This is a genomic window from Desulfovibrio desulfopostgatei (assembly GCF_053570645.1).
Genome location: NZ_JBRBQS010000002.1, coordinates 3,064,916 through 3,086,296 on the forward strand (window position 1 = coordinate 3,064,916; position 21,381 = coordinate 3,086,296).

Sequence of the window (21,381 nt, forward strand, 5' to 3'; positions counted from 1 at the left end):
TCTCCCCGCGCAGCAACCACTAACACTGACACCTTATTGAAAGGCGTCACAAGCGGCTCTTGCACATGTTCCGCCTGTGACGCTTTTTTATGTTGTCTATCTGATGGGGAGCATCGCAGCGAAGCCTGGGTGACCTTTCTATCGCAAGCTACTCAGTCCGGCCCTTTGTATTCACACTGCCGCATCAAGCAGCAGATTGTCCCTATGAATCACCTCAGGGTAGTGCGCATCACCCAGAATAGCTGCGACTTCGTGCCGTTTCAGGCCCATAATTTTTTTCAGGTCTGAGGTGCTGTAGTTGGAGAGGCCCACGCCAAGGCTTTGCCCTTCGTGCAGCACGCGCACCAGCCCGCCTTGCTGAAAGTTGCCCTCAACGCGGAACACGCCGCCGGGCAGCAGGCTGCCGCCCTTGTGCAGCAGGGCCTTGGCCGCGCCTGCGTCCACATGCACGCTGCCCGCCGGATCAGACTGATAGGCCAGCCAGAATTTACGGCGCGGTATGGCATGCCGCGCCGGGCAAACCCATGTGCCGCCCGTAAATGGCTCGTGCCCCTGCGGAGCCGGACAAATACCGCTGGCGGCAAAGGCCCGCGTGATGATCTCCGGCTCGCGCCCCGGCAAAATCAGCGTGGGAACGCCAATCTGCGCGGCGCGACGGGCCGCCAGCAACTTGGAATACATGCCGCCCGTGCCTACGGAAGTCTTGCCGCCGCAAAGCTGACCCAGGTCGAGGGCCGCCACATCATCAATGTGATCCATGATGGGGGCGTTGGGATCTTTTTGCGGATCGGCAGCCAGCACGCCCGAGGCGGAAGTGAGATTGATGAAAAGATCAGCTCCGGTCAGATTGACCAGAAGGCTTGCAAGGCAGTCGTTATCGCCGAACTTCAGTTCGCTGATGGATACGGTGTCGTTTTCATTGACAATGGGCAGCACGCCCCATTCCAGCAGTTCGGCAAAGGTATTGCGCGCATTGAGGAAGCGCTGACGCGCGCGCAGGTCATCGCGGGTCAGCAACACCTGAGCGGTGGGCATGCGGTGCGCAAAAAACACCTTGTCCCAGCTCTGCATGAGCTGCCCCTGCCCCACTGCTGCCGCGGCCTGACGCGCCGCAAGGCCCGTGGTTTCAACCACATGCCCGCGCGTGGCAAGCGCGGCCCGCCCAGCGGCCACAGCGCCGGAAGAAACAAGCACCAGACGGCGCGGCTCCGCGCCCCCCGCGTTACTGGATGCGACATCGCCCGCAGGCAGCAGGTTGCGCAGACGCGCCAACTGCCCGGCCAGATTTTCCAGCACAGGCATGCTCAGGCCCTGGGCATCGGTGAGTACGGCGCTGCCTACCTTGACGACCACCACCCGCGCCTGGGCAAGCACCCGTGCGCGTTCCTGCCGCCAGTCTTCCGTCGGCGCTGTCATATATGCTCCACAGACCGCTATTCGCGGGTATAGATCACTTCAATTTCTGGGAAGTCCTCTTCCTCATCACCGTCTGTATCGGCAAAATGCAGGATAGGCGCGTGGCTGGCGGTTTCATCGCGCATACGCCACAACTCTTCCACCAGAGGCTCAAGGTCGATGTTGTCCCGCGCGGAAATAAAGAAGATATTCCGGCCATCGGCTTTGGCCCTGTTTTTCAGCTCTTCCAGGCGCTCGGGGCTGATGAGGTCGATCTTGTTGACCACCTCGATCTGCTGACGCTCGCCCAGTTCTTCGTCAAAGCGGCACAGTTCCTCATTGATGAGGTTAAAGCCCGCCCAGGGGTCATCCTCGCCCACGTCTTCCACGCTGAGAATGTGCACGAGAAAGCGTGTGCGCTCCACATGCTTGAGGAAGCGCAGCCCCAGCCCCTGACCTTCGTGCGCGCCTTCGATGAGGCCGGGAATGTCGGCAATGACCATGCGCCTGTCAGGATCCACTTCGTCAATCATCACGCCGAGGTTGGGCGTGAGCGTGGTGAAGGGATAGGCCGCGATCTTGGGACGCGCCGCAGAGACCTGCGAAATAAAGGTGGATTTGCCCGCATTGGGCAAGCCCAACAGACCGGCATCGGCCAGAATCTTCAGCTCAAGGCGCAGATTCTTTTCTTCACCCGGTTCGCCGGGCTGGCAAAAACGCGGTGCGCGCATGGTGGAAGACTTGAAATGTTCGTTGCCCTTGCCGCCGCGTCCGCCGCGTGCAACCATCACTTCCGCTTCGGGATCGCTGAGGTCGGCCAGCAGCTCTTCACCATCAGGCCCTTCAACAAAAACAAGCGTGCCCACCGGCAGGTGCAGCACCATGTCTTCACCTTTTTTGCCATCGCACTGGCTACCCTCGCCGGGGCGACCATTCCGGGCCTCGTAAAGGCGCTTGAGCCGAAAATCGTACAATGACAGCAAACGGCCATCGGCTTTCAGCAGCACTGAACCGCCGTCACCACCGTTGCCGCCGTCCGGGCCGCCGCGCGGCACAAACTTTTCGCGCCGAAAAGACAAACAACCGTGCCCGCCCTTACCGGCGCGCACCTGAATTCGAGCTTCATCTACAAATCGCATGGGATATCCTTGCGGTCAGTCCGCGCGGCTGCGCCTGCAATGCTGGCGCTCGCCGTAATGTATAAGGGGCTGCCGTTCCGAAAAACCGCGCAAATATTGCAGCAATGCAGGTCAACGCCACATGGCAAACACCTGTTTGCCCCACGTTCCCTGCTTTTCGGTCTGTGGCCTGCGCCACACATACCCCAGCACAAACACCGAGAGGGAAGAAGCCTCGCGGCCCCTTCCCTCATCGGCAAATTCCACGCGGCCGCTTAGTCGGCGGCCGCCTCCACATGCACTCGCGTGTGAACGCGACGCTTGCGGATATACTTCTCAAAGCGCACAACGCCGGCCACTTTGGCAAACAGGGTAAAATCCCTGCCCATGCCCACGTTCACACCGGGGTAAACGGTAGTGCCGAGCTGACGCACCAGAATATTGCCAGCCAGAACGCTCTGACCGCCAAAACGCTTTACGCCGCGGCGTTGGCCTTCACTGTCGCGACCGTTGCGCGAAGAGCCGCCTGCTTTCTTATGTGCCATGGTAGCCTCCCTGGGGCGCCGACCCTGTGGACCGGCGGGGCAAAATAAATATCTTTCAACGCGCCCTGCACGAAAGCGGGGCTATTGGCAGACCATGCCCGCGGCCTGCCGAACCTCAGCTAAAGCCGGGTTCTAGGCGTTGATGCTCTTAACGCGAATGGTGGTGTAATCCTGGCGGTGACCGCGCAGCTTGCGCGAGTCATTACGACGCCAGCGCTTGAACACCTTGATCTTGGGTCCGCGCCCGTGATCCACCACTTCCGCCATAACGGCGGCCCCGGCAAGATAGGGAGCGCCGACTTTGCATTCAGCGCCGCCGACCATCAGCACCTTGTCCAGGGAAATTTCGCTTCCGGCCTGAACCGCAAGCTTTTCCACAACTACTTTAGAACCTTCTTCGACGCGGTACTGTTTTCCGCCGGTCTCGATAATCGCGTACATATCAACCTCCAAAAAGAGAAAGGCATATTTGCCCCACAGGCCGACAAATGTCAAGCGCGTTTCGCAGAAATTTTTGCAAAACTCGCTACAACAGTCCGCGACTTGCGCGAGTGGCGAGAATACACAACTTCATGGCAGGGAGCAATGCCTTTCTGCACCCAGCCACGCGCCGTCCCCCCCCCTTCCTCTTCCACCCGCACTTGCACAGCCGCAAGCCTGCTGCTATCTGTGGGGCGCATGAACACAGCCCCCACACAGCTCACGCTTGATATCACCGCCCTTTCGCACGATGGGCGCGGCATTGCACGCCTTGCGCCAGCCGACGACCATGCCAGCAAGGGCACCGTCGTATTTGTGGCAAATGCCCTGCCGGGCCAGCGGGTGAACGCGAGCGTTTTGCGGCGCAAAACCTCCTTTATAGATGCAGAAGCCTCGACCTTGCTCAGCCAGTCGCCGGACGCCGTCGATCCCATATGCCCCCACCATGCCGAATGCGGCGGCTGCCCGTTGCAAACCATGCCCTATGCGCAGCAACTTTACTGGAAGCGCACTCTGGCAGTGGACGCCCTGACCCGCATTGGCAAGTTTGACCGCGCTCAGATTGAATCAATGCTGCCGCCCGTCACAGGGTCGCCCGCGCTGACGCGGTTTCGCAATAAAATGGAATTTGCCTTCGGGCACGACACTGAAGACGGAACGGGACTGAAACTTGGCCTACGCCGCCGCAATGGCCGCGATGTAGTGGATGTGCCGCACTGCGCCCTCATGCCATCCGAAGCGCTTCAAATAGTAAGTATGGTGGGCAAACTGGCGGCGCAAAGCGGCCTTGCTGCCTATGCAGCGCCCGATGCAAGGCAAGGTCAGCCCTTTCGCCCCACGCAAGGTCAACAAAGACTGGGCCGCCGGGGCGGCTTTGCCCGGCGCACCCCGCACAGCCACGCCATCCCGATTCACGAGGCCGTGGACTATGGATTCTGGCGTTTTTTTGTACTGAGGCGAGGCCTTGCAGCGGACATGCGCACTCCGCGCTGGTGGGCCTTGTGCATCACAAGCCCTGGCGATACCGCACAGCGTGCAGCCGTGCGGATGCTCGGCAGGGAGGTACTGGCCGCATTCCCCCAGTTGGCGGCCTTTATCCATGAAGAACGCGCCACCGCCGATGCCTTTGCTTTTGGCGAAAAGCGCGTGCAGACCCTGGACGACACTGGCCGGGAAAATCCCTCGGCCGCACGGTTGTTTCTGCCCCTTGCCGGCATGAACTTTACCCTCGATGCGGCTTCATTCTTTCAGGTGAATACTGGCGGGGCGCAGGCGCTTGCGCATGCGGCACAGCGCATTCTTTTGGCTGACAGCCCGGCGGCGAGTCACCAGGACGCCCGCCCCCGAGGCCTGCTCGATCTTTATTGCGGCGTTGGCGCACCGGGCCTGCTGCTGGCGCGTAACTATTCCGCCTTGCTGGGCCTGGAGCAGGACAGTCGGGCCGTGAAGCTTGCCGCCATAAATGCCAGGGCCAATGACATCAATTACTGCCAGTATGAGGCAGGGGATGCGGCGTACCGCCTTGAGCACCTTGCGCCTCTGGAACCTGCAAGCCGCTGGCTGGCAGCTGGGTTTGACGAGTCAGCCAGCATTCCGCAGGCAACAGACGCTCTGGCAGATCCGCCCAGGGCCGGGCTTTCGCCGCGCGCGCTGGATGCACTCATGCAGATTGCCCCAGACAGAATCCTTTATATATCGTGCAACCCGGCGACGCTCGCGCGCGATGCCGCCCAGCTGCGCAACAGGTATTCCCTGGAGCGGCTTGAAGCCGTTGATCTTTTTCCCCACACGCCGCACCTTGAGTGCCTGAGCCTCTGGCGCAGGCTCGACTGAGCTGCGGGCAGACATTTTTTTTCATATTCACGAGGCTCGATTTTTGGTATCAACAGCCAGTTTTCCGCGTCTGTGGCCCCTAAGGAATGCAGCGTAATCACAAGTTTCCGCCCAAAGTCATTGACGCGTCGGGTCGCCTGTGATAATTTGAACAGCGTTAAGGGGACCATGACGCTTACAGGTTCCAGCCACGTGCGCGGAGGCCTTATGTCGTTCAAGGATTTTCTTAAGCAGCAGCAAACCGGCATGGAAGCCATGGCCAACACAGGGGTCATTGGCCTGCATCTGGTGAGCGGCCCCGCAGTGGGTTTTGCCATAGGCTACGGCATTGACCACTGGTTTGGCACCAGCCCATGGGGCAAGCTGGTTTTTCTGTTCATCGGCATTGCGGCGGGTTTTTTGAACGTGTATCGCGACACTCAGGCCCTGCTGCGCAAAATGGCGGCGCAAGACGCCCGCCGGAAAGGCCTTGCGCCGGAACAGCAAAGCGAAACGCCCCCAACGGGGCAAGGCAAAACAAACAGCCGTGCGCAGACTGAAACAGATGATACACAGCCTTGACGCCTGGCTTTGGCGGCGCGGCATAGATCACCCGGCTATCCGTGTTTTGCTGCGTAACGAAATTTTGCTCGCCGCGTGCAGTCTTTTGATCGGCGGGCTGGCCTTTACGGCCACACCCTGGTTTTTCTGGTTTGGAGTGGGCCTGACCATCATGGCCTGGACTTTTTGGGGATTGGCGCGCTTTTTTCTGCGCAAGGGCCTGGGGGATTACAGCACGGCCTTTTTGCGCATAGTACTTGTGCGCTGGATGGGTCGGCTGGTTATAATCGGCGCGCTTCTCTATGTTTCGCTGATTGTGTATCAGGCACCTGTTTTCGCCATAGTAGGCGGCATGGCAGCAGCCGGAGCTTGCGCTCTGGCAAGTTATGCCCTGGCAGCGCGTGGACCGCGACGCCGGGCAGACTAAACCGGGGCACTACAGCCGCAGCACGGCAGGGCAAATGCCCAAGGCCGCAAATTTTGGGGAATGGCCCGCACGGGTCTAACATTAACGCCGCGCTTTGGCGCGTACTCACCAGGAGGCATGGCTCATGGCAGGTGGTTTGCCGCATCCGGTATTGCTCTCCACATTTATGGGCATGGACGAGATCACCATCGGTGGAACGATGGTGGAATTCAAACATGTGTTCTACTCCTGGGTCTGTATGGCCATTCTGTTCACCGTAGCGTTGATCATGCGCCGTCGGCTGACCATGGTTCCCGGAGGTTTGCAAAACTTTTTTGAAGCCTTGGTGGATACCATCGAGAACTTCATCCTTGCCACCATGGGTGAGCATGGACGCAAGTTCGTTGGCCTCCTGGCTGGCATGTTCATCTACATCTTCGGCATGAACCTCATGGGTCTTGTGCCCGGCTTTGACGCTCCTACAGCCAACCTCAACACCACCGTGTGCATGGCGCTGTTTGTGCTCGTGTTCTACAACGCCGTGGGCCTGATCCGCTGGAAGGCGCACTACATCCACCATTTTACCGGCCCCTCCAAGGTGCTCATTCCGCTCATGTTTCCGCTTGAAGTGGTTTCGCATCTTTCGCGCCCGGTTTCGCTTTCTCTCCGTCTTTTCGGCAACATCCGCGGTGAAGAAATTGTTATGGTGCTGTTCTTCGTAATGGCTCCCATACTCGGCACCCTGCCCATCTACGCCCTCTTCCTTTTGGGCAAGACCATGCAGGCTTTCGTGTTCTTCATGCTGACCATGTTCTACATCAAGGGCGCGCTTGAAGCACCCGAGCATTAGGCCGATGGCCACGGGCTACCTGCGGCCCGCCGAATAATCATCGGCAAATTGCGGGACGTTACACACGACACATAGTGGGGAATGGTCGATAACGACCCAACAATACAACAGTGCAAGGAGTGTCTCATGCGTAAGTTTCTGATGATCGCCCTGAACACCGTGGCCCTTCTCGGCATGGCCACCATGGCTTTTGCTGCCAACCAGCTCGACGCCTCGGCTCTGGGCTACACCTGCCTGGCCGCCGCCCTTGGCATCGGCATTGCCGCTTTCGGTTGCGGCATCGGCATGGGCCTTGGCCTGAAGGGCGCCTGCGAAGGCGTTGCCCGCAACCCTGACGTGAGCGGCAAGATCACCGGTACCATGATTCTGGCCTTCGCCTTCATCGAATCGCTGGCCATTTACGCCCTGGTTATCAGCTTCATCCTGCTGTACGCCAACCCCTACGCGTAAGTCCGGATCACATTGATTTGTAAAAAAGGCGGCCCTTGGGCCGCCTTTTTTATTTGCAACAGATCAAATCTGCTACGTCTGTAGCTATCGATTCGAATCCGCCACTGCTTCCAACCAGCAATTTTTTGAAGTCCTAACTGCCTGCAACAGTAAAAACCATGAAGATAAAACTTTGCCTCAGTCACAATACCTGACAAAGAATGTCAAACATTGTTGAGTACACGCTTCCACAGGGATAGACTTGATATATAGAGAAAGACCATTATCGACCACACAGCAAATACCTTTCCTTGAGTCAGCATTCACCAAGCTTCGTAAGAGGCTTAACCTTTGTTAACTTTTATGGTATAGATTATGTCCTACATCGCTTTTAGAACCTAACGTATTGAAATAACAGATGGCGAACTTGTGTCTTTGCGTTAGCTGCAACTTGCTAAGTGGTGAAATAAATTTTATCAAAAAAGTCAGCAGGAAAAAGCCAAGGCTCGGTTCCACTGTTCTTGGTCCCAGCTGAACATTGCAGGCATAACACGCTTCTTTTCCTGCTATTTAGCGAAGTTGCCTGCCATGTGCGCCATGTATTCACAAAGCTTGCGCCTGTGTGTATTTCTGCTATAAAATCAAATTCACAAAGTTTGTAACAACAAGACACGCTTGGCATCCCAGAAGGTACAACATGGTCAACCCACCCAAAAGCAAACACATCCCCCGCGCGACTATCCAGCGCCTTGCCACATATGTTCAGGTGCTGGAAAATTTCGCACGTGACAGTGTCGAAGTCATTTCATCCAATCCCCTTGCAGAAGCCTGCGGCGTCAACGGCTCGCAGGTGCGCAAAGACCTTGCTTACTTCGGCGAATTCGGCATCCGTGGCGTTGGTTATCATGTCAAATCGCTCATTGCCGCCATCACCTCATCCCTGGGTGTTGACCGCGAATGGCGCATGGCGCTGATCGGCGTCGGCAACCTCGGCAAGGCCATTCTGAACCACGGCGAATTTCGCTCACGCGGATTCAACATTGTGGGCATTTTCGACTGCGATCCCTTCAAAATCGGCGAAATTGTCCACGGTCTTGAAGTGCACTGCACACGCGACCTCAAAGATATGGTGACTGATCTGAACATCGAGATCGGCATCATCACCACACCGCCGGAGCGGGCGCAAAGGGCAGCACAGCATTTGATGGACGCAGGCATTACCTCCATTCTGAACTTTGCCCCCTCGCGCATCAAGGTACCGGACAGAATCAACGTGGAGTACGTGGACTTTTTCCACCATCTCTATGCGCTGGCGTTCAATCATCCCCAGACGCGGTAATCAACCGTGGCACTCACTTCTGTGACATCCTGGCCAGGGCGCTTTCATGACGCCCTGGCTTTTTTGACCCGCCTTGTCCCTCCCCGGCCCTGCTGCACCGCAGATTCACTCAGCGCGGCCATGCCTTTTTTTGCCCCTGTGGGTCTGGTGCTTGGCGCACTTTGCACGGCAGCCGCCTTTCTCTGCCTGTGGCTCTTTGACGCCCCAGACACAGGCTTTGCGGGCCGCTGCCTTGTCGCCGCCCTTGCCGCCTGGGCCTGGATGCTTTGCGAAATATGGGCAACGCGAGGCCTGCACTGGGACGGATTATCAGACCTTGGCGACGCCACGAGCAGTGGAGCCAGCGGCGAGCGCTTCTGGGCCGTGCTGCGGGATAGCCGCCTGGGCGCTTTTGGGGCGCTGCATCTTCTTGTGGCCTTCAGCGGCTTGTGGCTGGCCCTCACATGGCAGCTTGCCAACGGCCAGTGGATTGCCCCCCTGCTCGCGCCCGCCTGGGGCCGTGCAGCCTGCATCTGGCTGGCGGCATATACCGTGCCGCACGATGAACGCTCGCTCGGCGGCCTTGCCTGCGCTGGGTCAAGCCCGCAACTGGCCCGCTGGCAAGTTGTGCTGGCAACGGGCATGCTTGTGCTGGTTCTGCTGTTGGGCAATTGCCCATTCTGGCGCTTGCCCCTGCTGGCCTTTGGACAATTTCTGCTGATCCACAGCCTGATTGACACTACACGGGAACACGGCGGAGTTTCCGGAGATTTTCTTGGCGCGTGTATCCAGTGGAGCCAGTTGTGGTTCCTGTTGGTAACAGTGTAAGCTGAGTCTGACTGACGCAAACGACCGGGTTTGTCCCGGAAAAACCAAGGAGCCAGCTATGGATTTTAAAGCGCTTGCGGAAGCGGCCCGCACCTGCCGCCGCTTTTATGAAGACCAGCCGCTTGGCATGGCCGAGCTGGAATGGCTTGTGGACTGCGCACGCCTCGCCCCCTGCGCCAAAAACGGGCAGGAACTGCGCTTCATGCTTGTGGGCAACGGCGAAACCTGCCAGAAGCTGTTCGCTCTCACCCGCTGGGCAGGCGCGCTGAAAGACTGGGGCGGCCCGCACCCCGGTGATCGCCCTACAGCTTTTGTGGTCATTCTTATGCCCAAGACCGGCAAGGAACTGACCTGCATGGATGTAGGCATTGCGGCCCAGACCATCCAGCTTGCCGCCACCAGCCGAGACTGGGGTTGCTGCATGATTCAGTCCTTTGACCATCAGGCCGCGCCTTCCCTGCTGAACGTGCCGGAAGACATGAAAATCGCTCTGGTGCTGGGCCTTGGCGTTGCCAAGGAAAAGCGCGTTGTGGCCCCTATGCCTGAGGGTGGCGCAACTGCCTACTGGCGCGATGCCGAAGGCGTCCACTATGTGCCGAAGCGGAGTCTTGAAGACCTGATCGTTGCACGATTCTAGGTCATTATCGCCTGGATTGATGGTAAAAAATCGCGGTAGAGCTTGCCTCTACCGCGATTTTTTATATTTTCAGAGCCTGCCAGCATGTTCCACAAGCCACTGGCCTAGCAACTGTGCAAGAGCTGTATCGCCGTTGGCATAAGCCGCACGGCGCGCCTGCTGTACACGGACTTTTGCCATTGCAGGGTCGCCCGTGCCGCCCTCAAATACTGCCTGAGGATCAAGCTGCGACAACGCTTTGCACACCCGTGGGTCGGGCATGAGCCGCAGGCAGTCCATAAGCGTGCCCGTTGCGGCAACAAGGTCGCCCGCCTGCTCCTGATGCCGCGCCAGCAAGAGCCAGCCCTCAAGCCAAAGAGGTTCGGCACGCAACAAAGCCTTGCAGGCTTCGCTGTTAAAGGGCTTAGCGCAGAACTCCGCGCTGATGCGCTGCTGCTGTTCCTCGGGCAACACCATCCAGGTATCGAGATTTTCACCAATACGCAGGTCGTATCCGTCCAGTTTTGCCAGCACGTGTTCATCAGGGCGCACTGCCCCGCCTTTACGCTGCATGAGCAGGGTGCAATTTTCCCTGTCATGGGCAAAGCGGCCCGGCGTCCGGCTTGTATGATGGTAAATGATGCTGCGGCTCTCCACACGCAGTTTTAGTCCCTGCGCGCGCAGGGCAAAACACAGGTCAATGTCCTCAAATCCGTTGCGAAACCCTTCATGGAAGCCGCCGCAGGATTCAAACTGCATTTTGCGCAGCATTATGGCCGCGCCGGTGATGGCCTGCAGGGGATGGGGTTTGCGGGCTGCGGCAAAGCTGCCGGGCAGGTGCTCGTAGAGGTGCCCCACCGCATTGAAGGGATTCACATAGATGCCGCAGTGCTGCACGGTGCCGTCAGGATACAGAAGCAACGGCCCAGCCGCGCCGATCTTGGGATCGGACATGACCGCACGCAAAGGGGGCAACCAGCCCGGGGTAAGCGTGGTGTCGTTGTTGAGAAAAAACAGCAGATCGCCGCCAGCCGCCTGAGCCCCGGCATTGCAGCCCCGTGCAAAACCCGCATTTTCAGCCATGCGCACGGCCTTGAATGCCGTGCCGAACAGGGCCTCGCCCAAGGGTCCAAGTTCTGAAGCCGTGGCATCTGTGGAGTGGTTGTCCACAACCACCACTTCCATGTTCTCGCCTGCGGAATGCTCGGCCAGCGAACGCAGGCAAGGCTCTGTCATGTCCCAGAGATTCCAGACAGGAATGACCACAGAAACACGGCTTGCTTCCGACATTTCAGCACCCTCCGGGCATCAGCGCCCCTGAGCAAAACGGGCGGCAGCCGCCACAAAATTGGGGGCCCAGCAAGGGACTGCCGGGGCAAAAATATGCGTGTACGAAGCCCAGACATTCTGCCGCAGCAGTCCGTCCAGTGCTGGCGCGCGGCTGGCTTGAGCCGCGTTGCCCATTTTCTGCCCGGCCTGCTCTGCCTCGCACCCCATGCCCTGCCCTTTGCGCAGGCGCAGGCCGTGTCGGGGAGCTGCGCCCTGCCAGCAGCAGCGCGAATAATGAAACTCATGCCCCAGAATTTCCAGCCCCTTGGGGAAAAATGGATTTTCCTCCACCACTGTGCCGTGCACGTAGCCAAGCCCCTGCGGTTTGCCGCAAAACTGGGCGAAAACAGGGAAAATATTGCTCATGGGCCAGAGCACGCCCTCGCGTTCTATGCCTTGCGCCAGCAACATAAAACCGCCGCATTCGGCATAGATGGGCAGGCCAGCTCCAGCCCATGCGGCCAAGGTGCGCAGATGGGGTGAAGCGCTGAGGTCTGCCGCGCAATCTTCGGGAAAGCCACCGCCAAGGTAGAGGCCGTCTATTTCTCCAGCATCGGCATGCTGCGATTTTTCACCGCGCAGTACAGGCCAGACGCCGGAACGCGGCCCCACGATCTCAAGCCGCACCAGTTCCGCCCCTGCGCGCTCCAGGGCTTCAAGATTTTCTTCATAATAAAACCACAGGGCGCTGTCGCGCACATAGGCTATGCGCGGCGGTCGGGCTGATTTGACGGCCTGCGCATCGGGCATCGTGCCGCCCGAATTTTCAGCCGGAGTGGAGGCATCCGTGAGCGGCGCTTCCTTTGGCGCTTCCGCAGAACTGAAACATTCCACCGCCGCATCTACCGCCCCATTGGTTGACCAAAAAGGCTCGGCCTGTTCCGGCCAGGGATTGGCAATGGCCGCTGCGCGGGCAGCAGTTATCAGGGCATCAAGATTGATGTGTTCGGCCAGAAAAGTGCCAAGCTTGTCGAGCACTGCGCGGGCCTCGGACGAAAGTTCATCGCCGCAGGAGGCAATGCCCATGTGGCGCTCGGGCAGCGGGTTGTCTTTCAGGCGCGGCAAAGCCCCAAGCACTGCCACATCCGTATATTCCTCAATAACCTTGCGCAGCAGGGCCTCGTGTCGTGCCGTGCCCACCTGATTGAGCACCACGCCCGCAAACTGCAGCCCCGGCTCAAAGGTTGTCATGCCATGCACCAGTGCCGCTGCCGTGCGCGTCATCTTTGTGCAGTTGATGCTGAGGATGATGGGGCAGCCAAGCATACGCGCCAGCTCCGCTGTGGAACATGAGCCAGCCACGTCCATGCCGTCAAAAAGCCCCCGGTTGCCTTCAATCATGCCGAGCACTTCTGCTGCGCCGCTTTGCGCCTGTGTTTTGCGCATGGCGTGCGCAAACAGAGCCTTGAGACGTTCCGGCTGGAGCATATAGGGATCAAGATTGGTGGCGGGCCTTCCGGCGGCCATGGTCAGCCACGCGGCGTCAATGTAGTCCGGCCCTTTTTTGAAGGGCTTGACCGTATGCCCCTGCGAGGCAAAGGCGCGCGTGAGCCCCAGAGAGAGCAGCGTTTTGCCGCCGCCGCCAGAAAGAGCCGATACACACAGCCGGGGCATGGATACAGCCGCTGAACCGCAGACGGTGCGAGAGAGGTCGGATTGTGGCAAGGAGTGCTGCATGCGGCGGCCCTGTGGAGCAGTGCTCTCAATGGTATTGCGCCCATCAGTTTGCACAGATATGGCGCAGTTCTTGGTCTCAAAGGCTTGCGGCCCGACCGGAACGCGAAAATACACGTTGACCAGACCGGGCCGCGCACCAGACAGAATCAGGGACAAAAGCCATTCATCACAGTGCAGCGCAGATAAACATTTTCAGTGTTAATCTGCTCCAAGGGCTGTTTCTCAATAAAGATTTTGCGCCGAGGACAAGGAAAACAGTGTTTTTTACGACAGGAGTGGACTCTTTCTGTCCATGACTGGAGTAAAAAATGCTGGCTGACACAGTCCTCGGCCAAAAGAATTATTGAAAAAAAATCCCTAGTGCTTGAAGGAGCGCTGCCCCGTAAACACCATGGCAACCTGCGGCTTGGCCTCGTTGCAAGCCATAATCACTTCCGCATCGCGCATGGAGCCGCCGGGCTGGGCAATGGCCGCAACGCCCTGGGCCACAGCTACGTCCACCCCGTCACGGAAGGGGAAGAATCCGTCCGAAACAAGCGCTGACCCGGCCAGTCCGCCGTGGGAGGCTTCGGTGCGGCTTTCAATATCCGCAAGCTTGGCGGCCATAGTCGCGTCGGTAGCGGCTTTTTCTTTGAGTTCATAGAGCGACAGACCGAGTTCGCGGAAGGCAAGCGTGTCTGCATACTTGGTATGCGCCTTGTGGATGGCGAGTTCCACGCAGCCCACGCGATCCTGTTCGCCCGTGCCGATGGCAAGGGTGGCCCCGTCGCGCACAAAAATAACGGAATTGGACGTAACCCCGGCTTCCACGGCCCAGGCAAAGCGCAGGTCGTCCAGTTCCTGCTTGCTGGGAGCACGGGCGGCCACAGAAACGCCTTCCTTGGTGGTGGCGGTGGCGGGCAAAAAGTCCTTGGCTTCAAGAATGCGGTTCAAAAAGGACTTCTGTACAATAATACCGCCGTCAGCGAGGCTCTTGATGTCAAGAAAGGCCGAGCTGGTCAGCTCTTCAAGCCGCCCAAGGCCGGGCAGTTCCATGATGCGCAGATTTTTGCGGCCCTTGAGGATCTCCACCACGCCTTCTTCAAAGGCGGGAGCGGCAACCACTTCAAAATAGTTGGCAGCAACAATTTCCGCAGCTTCGCGGGTAAAGGGACGGTTGACCACCACGGCCCCGCCAAAGGCGGCGATGCGGTCGCACCAGAAGGCCTTTTCAAGGGCCGCAGCAATGCCGTCATTGCTCCAGGCCGCGCCGCTGGGATTGTTGTGCTTCAAGATCACCGCCGCAGGGCGCTCGGTGAGGTACTGCAAAATATTGGCCCCGTTGTCCACGTCCGTAAGGTTGGTCTTGCCGGGGTGTTTGCCGGCCTGAATCATCTGGCTTTCGGTAAGCGCGGAAACAATGCCGTTGCCGGGGCCGCGCCAGTTCAGACCGCCGCACGTAATGGAGCCTTCCTTAAGTGCGTAGAGGGCTGCGGGCTGGTCGGGATTTTCGCCGTAGCGCAGGCCCTTTTCCTCGTTGTCCAGCGTCCAGGTGCGCTTTTGGTAGACGAGTTTTTCATCGCCCAGAATGATGGTCATGGTGTCAGGGAAAGCGTCCTTGTGGACGGTGCTGTACATGGACTTGAGATCCGACATGCTTGCCTCCAGATGTTCGCCGATCAAGTGAGGCATTCGCATACCATAAAACATGCCGGACAACCAGCCCCGATTCGCTGCTGACGGCGGTTGGGGCGGCCTGGAGGTTGCGGTTCGGCAAAGCCCATCGGCAGGAGGCCGGGGATTCCATCAGTCAAGGAAGGCGCGCGGATAGCAAGGGGGAGTTTACTTTTATGGTACCCGACCCGCGACAGCCGCAGCCTGACGCCGCATGGCGGCAAACCTGCCCGGATTACAATGACAGGGCCGGAGCACGTTTGTTGTCAGGCAAGGAAGGCGCACGGCTGGCAAGGGGAGTGTACTCTTATGGTACTCGACCCGCAGCAGCCGCAGCCTGACGCCGCCTGACGGCAAACCTGCCCGGCCCTCGCCCGCGTTGACGAAATTTCATGCGCACACTACAGTACCTCGTTACATGGGAGGTAATATGGAAAAGCTGCTTGTCAGGCTGGCCCAGCAACTGGACGCCATTGACGAAGCCTCGCTTATGTCGTTGTGGAGCAAGTATGCTACGACGGCCAGTCGCTTTGAACCCACCAAGAGGTGGGAGGAAGCTACGCTCGTATTTTCGCTGATTCAGGCTAAACGCTGGAAAAACCAGCTTTTCAACTACCACTGGGCCAGGCAGGCGCAGCCGCTTGGCAAGGAGCCTGAAGGCGCGGTCAATCCCATGCCGGAATTTGAGCTTGAAGGGCCGGAGGCCGCCCCGGCGGCCAGCAAGTGCAGAGTGCTTGAGTTTAAGCCCTCCAGATCGAGCGAAAGGGAACAAACTGACCCCAAGCCCGAAAGTTGACGCGCATGCAGGTTAGATGGCTCTGGATGGTCATTTGACTTGCAGTTGCATACGGGATACGTACCATCAAAGGCTTTGCGTCCCGCTTCAGCGGCAGTGGGGCCGTAGGGTAGATTCCCTTCGGTTGATCTGTCGCGTCCGGCGTATGAACGCGCCTTACATCACCCGCCGTTGCGCGGCGGCATTGCAGGCAGGTAACACCATGGCGAATACGGTCATCATCGGCGCTCAGTGGGGCGACGAGGGCAAGGGCAAGATTGTTGATATGCTGAGCGCCCAGAGCCGCGTTATCGTCCGCTTTCAGGGCGGCAACAACGCAGGGCACACCATCAAGGTGCAGGGCGAAGAAACCATTCTTCACCTGATCCCTTCCGGCATACTGCACGAAAACAAAATTTGCCTCATCGGCAACGGCGTTGTGCTCGACCCGCATGTGTTCCTGGAAGAAGTGGATCACCTTGCCGCCAGAGGCATTGACGTTTCACCCGCACGTCTTGGCATCAGCAAGAAGACTCATCTGATCATGCCGTATCACAAAAGCCTGGATCAGGCCCGTGAAGCCAAACGCGCCGGACACAAGATCGGCACCACAGGACGCGGTATCGGCCCCTGCTATGAAGACAAGGCCGCCCGGGTGGGCCTGCGCGCAGGCGACCTGACCGACCCGGATCTTGTTCGCGCCAAGGTAGCCCACGCCCTGCAGGAAAAAAACGTTCTGCTGCGCGAGCTCTACAAATTTGAACCTCTCGATGAAAACACCGTGAGTGAAGAGCTGCTGGCCCTTGCACCGCGCCTTGTTCCCTACCTCACCGAGGTGGAAGAACGCATGCAGGAAGTGCAGGCCGAAGGCGGCGATATCCTTTTCGAAGGCGCTCAGGGCATCCACCTTGATATCGACCACGGCACATACCCCTTTGTGACCTCGTCCAATACGGTGGCGGGCAATGCATCGGCTGGCTGCGGCATTGCGCCCTCGGCCCTGAACCGCATTGTGGGCATCGTCAAGGCCTACACCACGCGCGTGGGTTCCGGCCCCTTCCCCACCGAACTGCTGGACGACACAGGCAGCTACCTGCGCACCCAGGGTCATGAATTCGGCGCCACCACGGGCCGTCCCCGCCGTTGCGGCTGGCTGGATGCCGTGGTGCTGCGCGAAAGCGTTCGCCTGAACGGGCTCACGGACATTGCCCTGACCAAGCTTGACGTGTTGCAGAACCTGCCGGTGCTGAAAATCTGCGTTGCCTACGAATACAAGGGCAAGCGCCTGAGCTACCTGCCGCAGGAAGAATGCTCCCTTGGCAGCGTAACGCCCATCTACGAAGAAATGCCCGGCTTTGAAGAAGACATCACCCAGTGCGCCAGCTATGAAGAGCTGCCCGCCACTGTGCGCGCCTATATCGCCCGCATTGAAGAACTGACGGGCGTCAAGGTTTCGCTGGTTTCGGTGGGCGCTGACCGCCGCCAGACCATCGTGCGCTAGGAGGCGCAGCGGCCTTACAGGTCATGAACACCCTGCTGCCCGCCATAGCTGATGCCGCCCTTGACCGGCTGAAGAGCGTACTCGACAATCTGGGTGCGACTCCGCCGCAGGTATTGCTGCTTGAAGGCGGCAGCGAGGCCCAGCGCCTTGATGCGGCACGCTACTGGGCCGCCCGCATCAACTGCCCGCAGGCGGAAGCATCCGGCGCTCCCTGCCTGACATGCCCGGTGTGCATGCAGATTGCCGCTGGGGAGCACCTTGATCTAGCAGCGTATGATGGTCGCATAAGCAACCGTGAAGATGAAGAAAACCCTGGCCCTGTCCGTGCGTTCAACATGGAACGCGTGCGCGAACTCAAGGTTCGCCTGCGGGATGCTCCGCACGGGCAGGGACGCAGGGTTGTTATACTTATGGGGCTCAGCCTCACCCGCGACGAAGCTTCCAACGCCCTGCTCAAGGCCCTGGAAGAACCCTCTAGCACCACCGTCTTCGTTCTGCTTGCGCCCCAGCGCGAACAGCTTTTGCCCACCCTGGTTTCCCGCTCATTCTGCCTCACGCTGCCTTGGCCTGACAGCCGCGCCGATGATGAAGACATGCGCCCTTGGGAAGACGCCCTTGCGCAATTTCTTGTTCAAGGGCAAGGTTTTTTTGACCGTGTTGCTGCCAAGGGAGCTATCGACGCAGCAGGGGCTACCCGTTTGCTGCTGTGCTGCCAAAAGGCCATGAGCAGAATACTTTCAGGCAGGCATGACCCGGCGCGCCCGCTGGATGCGGCTCTGGCCGGGCTGCGCGGCAAGGCCCGCGCGGTAGCCTGCCAATGGTTTGCCGAAGCTCAGGATGCCCTGAACTACGGAGTTACTCCGGCCAGAATCCTTGAGGCGCTGGCGGCCCGGCTTTTTGCCTTGCGGCGTATGGCGGGTCAATCGTAACAGGCGTTCTGCGTCACTGGGTTAAGGCATATGGGCAACAGGCATTTTTTCCTTCTTACGCTCCTGTTCTGCTTTGCCTTATTGTGCCCGCTGCAGATCACTGTACATCCGGCTTTAGCTGATCAGCAGCGCACCGTGCGTGTGGCGCTCCCCCCCATTTCGCAGTTTAACCGTGTAGAAAACGGGCAGGTTACGGGCTACATTCCCGACTATCTGGCGCAGCTCACCCGCTATACAGGGTGGAACATCACCTACGTTGTTGAAAAAGACTGGGCCGCCTGCCTTGCCGCGCTGGACAAGGGCGAGGTCGACATCTGCACGCCCGCCCGGTATTCGGCTGACCGCGCCCGCCAGTATCTCTACTGTGCATACGCCGGCGGCACTTCCTATACGGCCATTCTGGCCCCCAATGATTCACCGGTTATTTACGACGATCTGGAAAGCCTCGCGCAATTACGCGTGGGGAGCATGGGCAACCCCATCTGGCTTAAGGACTTTACCGACTTTATCATGCAACGCGGCGGCACAATGCCCACCATTGTGGAGTACCCAGGAAGGGAAGAGCTGCGGGAAGCCATGCACTCCGGCCAGGTGGACGCCATTCTGGAAACCGTACTCTCGTTGCGGAATGACGAAAAAATTCTGGCAAAGTGCAAGCTCACACCTTTTTTCTACATAGGTTCACCCAAAAACCCAAAACTTATACAGGAACTTGAGCAGGCCATGGTGCAGCTCAAGATGGAGCAGCCCGATCTGGAGTATCGCCTGGGGCGCATGTATCTTCCGCGCATGTTTCAGACGCCGCTTTCACGGGCGGAACTGGCTTACATTGCCCAGCAGCCGCCCCTGCGCGTGGGCTATGATCCTGACCGCAAGCCCTATTCGTGGCAGGACACTGTGACCGGGAACGCACGTGGCATCCTCCCGGACATCCTCCGCGATGCATCGGCGCGTAGCGGTTTACAGGTCACTTTTGAACCTTATGCTGTACGCCCCGCAAATTTTACTGAGGCCTATACCCAGAATAAACTGGATATGGCCTTTGGTTCGTTTACCTCTTCAGCCCTTCAATCGCACAAAAATTTTCGCCTGACCGCACCGCTGACACGCAGCAGCCTGTATCTTTACGCCAAGCCCGACACAAAACTTGAGCAACAGTCGTTATTCACACTGGCAGTACCGGCAAGCATCTATAATGCAGCAGAGTACGCCTCCCACACGTTTCCCAATGCGGTAATCAAGCTTTTTCCTGATGAGGAAGCATGCCTGACTGCCGCTGGTCGGCGCGAAGCCAACGCCATCCTGGGCAATTCCATGGTTCTCAATAACCTTACGAGCTCCCCGCGTTTCAGCGAGTTCAACCCTGTCACCAGCTACAGCGATGTTGAAGAAGCGCGCCTGACCATCAGGCCGGGGCTGCCCGATATGTTGCTGGGCATTTTGAACAACCTCCTACTGACCATTGACGAAAAGAGCCGAACCCAGATCATTTCCAGCAATATAGCAGCGGCAGCTACTTCTCCGACACTGGCGGATATTGTGTATGAAAACCGCTCGCTACTGATGGTTGTAGCAGAGCTGATGCTCTTTGTTTCCGCTCTTGTGGCCTACGCCCTGCACCTTCGCCGCAAAAGCCTGTCGAACCAGATTGCCAGCGAGCAGCGCCTTGCCCACATAGCCGACAACATCAACGGCGGCGTCATCAGCATATCTACAGAACTTCCCTTGCAGATTCTTGATGCCAACAACGGATTCTGGCAGTTGCTTGGCTACGAGGCCGACAAGCCGCAGACTACCGCGTTTATTGATCTGCTGCATGCTGACGACACAAAAAAGCTGCTCGACATGCTGGCAGACAAAAAAAACGGCCCTGTGACAAACACCACGGAACTGAGGCTTCGCCACAAGGATGGTCAATGGCTGCCCCTGCTGTTGCGCGGCACATTTTCCGGCGATGAGAATGCGCACCGCTCCATTGATTGCGTGGTGGTGGACATCACCGAGCAAAAGCGCATGCAGGAAGAGCTTGAGCAGGAAAAAGAGCGCTACCGGATACTGCTTGAGCAGTCGCAGGACATTTTTTTCGATGTGGATACCGAAAAACGCCAGTTCCGCTGTTCGCCGAACTTTTTGCTGAAATTCGGCAGGGAGGCCACGCCCCTCTTTAACGAAACCGGCCGCCCAACCAACAGGCACATCATCCATCCTGAAGATCTGCCCGCCCTCAACGAACTGCGGCGGCGCATCCGCAGCGGCAACCCCACTGCTTTTGCAGTCATGCGCATCCCCACTGCCGAGGGGCGCTATATCTGGTGCCGAGTGCAGGCCACACGCATCAGCAAGCAGGACGCACCCTTGCGCCTTGTGGGTAAAATTGTTGATATTGATGAAGAAGTGAGACGCCGTGCCGAGCTTGAGCGCCGCACCCAGCGCGACAGTTTGACGGATCTCCTGAACAAGACCGCCTTCCGCGACAAAATATGCGCAGCCATGCCTGCCAGGCCGCAGCAGGATAAGACAGACGCGCTCCTGTTCCTTGATCTGGATAATTTCAAGCTGATTAACGATACCTTTGGGCATGTCAGGGGCGATGCCGCCCTGCTTGAAGCCAGCGATGCCCTCAAGCGCATCTTTCGCAATGCTGATGCTGTGGGCCGTTTCGGCGGCGATGAATTCTGCGTTTTTGTCAGGGATATCACCCGCGCAGCGCTCAAGGAGCGGGCCGAGGCCCTGCTTTCAGAACTGCACAGATTTATCGAGCACGAGGGTCAGCGCGTGGAGATCACCACGAGCATAGGCATATATCTGTTTGACGGCACCGAGGCGTCTTACGATGTGGCCTTGCACCGCGCGGACAATGCGCAGTATCTGGCAAAACAGGCTGGAAAGAACTGCTACCGCTTTTATGATGAAACCCCTGAAGCCTGGGCTGACGATACGGATACAGCCAAGCAAGTTAGCGAAAGCGCAGCGACGTAATCCCTGCAATGAACATTTGGAACGCGTCTTATTTTGCCGCTATACATAAAAAGGCTTCCCGCCACGTGGGAAGCCTTTTTATTTGCGCCACAAATTTCGGCGCGCGCGGGGTTGGAAGGAAGCTTGTTCGATTCAGCCGTACACTCCCGGCTCTGGTTCGAGCCATCAGGCCAGCCGATA

General features: G+C 58.6%; 19 protein-coding genes and 1 pseudogene. 12 read left to right on the top strand and 8 right to left on the bottom strand.

Annotation, left to right across the window (positions count from 1 at the left end):
• Positions 1-171: 171 nt before the first annotated feature.
• The 5 genes from proB to rplU all read right to left on the bottom strand — a co-directional run bounded on the left by proB (position 172) and on the right by rplU (position 3,499).
• Positions 172-1,416 carry a glutamate 5-kinase gene (gene proB / locus ACUZ9Q_RS13340; protein WP_215648226.1) on the bottom strand — a complete coding sequence of 415 codons (1,245 nt, stop codon included), beginning with the start codon at positions 1,414-1,416 and terminating at the stop codon, positions 172-174.
• A 17-nt stretch (positions 1,417-1,433) separates the two neighbouring features.
• Positions 1,434-2,534 (bottom strand): GTPase ObgE, encoded by a 1,101-nt coding sequence (gene obgE / locus ACUZ9Q_RS13345; RefSeq protein WP_192112632.1) that lies wholly within the window; start codon positions 2,532-2,534, stop codon positions 1,434-1,436.
• A 111-nt stretch (positions 2,535-2,645) separates the two neighbouring features.
• Positions 2,646-2,780 carry a hypothetical protein gene (locus tag ACUZ9Q_RS13350; protein WP_256186036.1) on the bottom strand — a complete coding sequence of 45 codons (135 nt, stop codon included), beginning with the start codon at positions 2,778-2,780 and terminating at the stop codon, positions 2,646-2,648.
• Between the two features lie 8 nt (positions 2,781-2,788).
• Positions 2,789-3,058, bottom strand: coding sequence for a 50S ribosomal protein L27 (rpmA, locus tag ACUZ9Q_RS13355; RefSeq protein WP_192112631.1), 270 nt, complete (start codon positions 3,056-3,058; stop codon positions 2,789-2,791).
• A gap of 132 nt (positions 3,059-3,190) precedes the next feature.
• Positions 3,191-3,499, bottom strand: coding sequence for a 50S ribosomal protein L21 (gene rplU, locus ACUZ9Q_RS13360; RefSeq protein ID WP_192112630.1), 309 nt, complete (start codon positions 3,497-3,499; stop codon positions 3,191-3,193).
• 237 nt (positions 3,500-3,736) lie between these two features.
• Here rplU and ACUZ9Q_RS13365 point away from each other — a divergent pair, with 237 nt between their 5' ends.
• The 8 genes and pseudogenes from ACUZ9Q_RS13365 to ACUZ9Q_RS13400 form a co-directional block, all read left to right on the top strand.
• The gene (locus ACUZ9Q_RS13365) at positions 3,737-5,371 is read left to right on the top strand and encodes a class I SAM-dependent RNA methyltransferase (protein ID WP_449248029.1); all 1,635 of its coding nucleotides are present in this window, start codon (positions 3,737-3,739) and stop codon (positions 5,369-5,371) included.
• Positions 5,372-5,539: 168 nt separating this feature from the next.
• Entirely contained in the window at positions 5,540-5,932 is a 393-nt protein-coding gene (locus tag ACUZ9Q_RS13370; protein ID WP_233483395.1) for an AtpZ/AtpI family protein, read from the top strand.
• A complete protein-coding gene (locus tag ACUZ9Q_RS13375) occupies positions 5,898-6,338 on the top strand; it encodes a hypothetical protein (protein ID WP_233483396.1) in 441 nt (146 codons plus the stop codon). Before ACUZ9Q_RS13370 ends, ACUZ9Q_RS13375 begins: the two co-directional genes overlap by 35 nt.
• A gap of 124 nt (positions 6,339-6,462) precedes the next feature.
• Positions 6,463-7,167 carry a F0F1 ATP synthase subunit A gene (gene atpB, locus ACUZ9Q_RS13380; protein ID WP_192112627.1) on the top strand — a complete coding sequence of 235 codons (705 nt, stop codon included), beginning with the start codon at positions 6,463-6,465 and terminating at the stop codon, positions 7,165-7,167.
• Positions 7,168-7,293: 126 nt separating this feature from the next.
• Entirely contained in the window at positions 7,294-7,617 is a 324-nt protein-coding gene (atpE, locus tag ACUZ9Q_RS13385) for an ATP synthase F0 subunit C (RefSeq protein WP_022658856.1), read from the top strand.
• 676 nt (positions 7,618-8,293) lie between these two features.
• Positions 8,294-8,935, top strand: coding sequence for a redox-sensing transcriptional repressor Rex (locus tag ACUZ9Q_RS13390; protein WP_022658857.1), 642 nt, complete (start codon positions 8,294-8,296; stop codon positions 8,933-8,935).
• Between the two features lie 21 nt (positions 8,936-8,956).
• Complete coding sequence (locus ACUZ9Q_RS13395) at positions 8,957-9,742, top strand: adenosylcobinamide-GDP ribazoletransferase (RefSeq protein WP_227118714.1); 786 nt, start codon at positions 8,957-8,959, stop codon at positions 9,740-9,742.
• A 127-nt stretch (positions 9,743-9,869) separates the two neighbouring features.
• Positions 9,870-10,190, top strand: a pseudogene (locus tag ACUZ9Q_RS13400) (nitroreductase family protein); the annotation flags it as partial.
• Positions 10,191-10,448: 258 nt separating this feature from the next.
• Here the strand turns inward: ACUZ9Q_RS13400 and ACUZ9Q_RS13405 are convergent.
• From ACUZ9Q_RS13405 to ACUZ9Q_RS13415, 3 genes are all read right to left on the bottom strand, one after another.
• Entirely contained in the window at positions 10,449-11,648 is a 1,200-nt protein-coding gene (locus ACUZ9Q_RS13405; protein WP_308584533.1) for a glycosyltransferase family 2 protein, read from the bottom strand.
• Positions 11,649-11,666: 18 nt separating this feature from the next.
• Positions 11,667-13,520, bottom strand: a complete 1,854-nt coding sequence (locus ACUZ9Q_RS13410; RefSeq protein ID WP_449248030.1) for a cobyrinate a,c-diamide synthase — start codon at positions 13,518-13,520, stop codon at positions 11,667-11,669.
• Positions 13,521-13,721: 201 nt separating this feature from the next.
• Complete coding sequence (locus ACUZ9Q_RS13415; RefSeq protein WP_449248031.1) at positions 13,722-14,999, bottom strand: IMP cyclohydrolase; 1,278 nt, start codon at positions 14,997-14,999, stop codon at positions 13,722-13,724.
• 448 nt (positions 15,000-15,447) lie between these two features.
• On the opposite strand from ACUZ9Q_RS13415, the gene ACUZ9Q_RS13420 reads away from it, so the two are divergent.
• From ACUZ9Q_RS13420 to ACUZ9Q_RS13435, 4 genes are all read left to right on the top strand, one after another.
• Positions 15,448-15,813 (top strand): hypothetical protein, encoded by a 366-nt coding sequence (locus ACUZ9Q_RS13420; protein ID WP_192112622.1) that lies wholly within the window; start codon positions 15,448-15,450, stop codon positions 15,811-15,813.
• Between the two features lie 202 nt (positions 15,814-16,015).
• On the top strand, positions 16,016-17,293 hold the full coding sequence (locus tag ACUZ9Q_RS13425; RefSeq protein ID WP_233483400.1) for an adenylosuccinate synthase: 1,278 nt from the start codon (positions 16,016-16,018) through the stop codon (positions 17,291-17,293).
• A 23-nt stretch (positions 17,294-17,316) separates the two neighbouring features.
• The gene (locus tag ACUZ9Q_RS13430) at positions 17,317-18,222 is read left to right on the top strand and encodes a DNA polymerase III subunit delta' (RefSeq protein WP_449248032.1); all 906 of its coding nucleotides are present in this window, start codon (positions 17,317-17,319) and stop codon (positions 18,220-18,222) included.
• A gap of 135 nt (positions 18,223-18,357) precedes the next feature.
• Positions 18,358-21,201 carry a transporter substrate-binding domain-containing diguanylate cyclase gene (locus ACUZ9Q_RS13435; protein WP_449248033.1) on the top strand — a complete coding sequence of 948 codons (2,844 nt, stop codon included), beginning with the start codon at positions 18,358-18,360 and terminating at the stop codon, positions 21,199-21,201.
• Positions 21,202-21,381 lie beyond the last annotated feature (180 nt).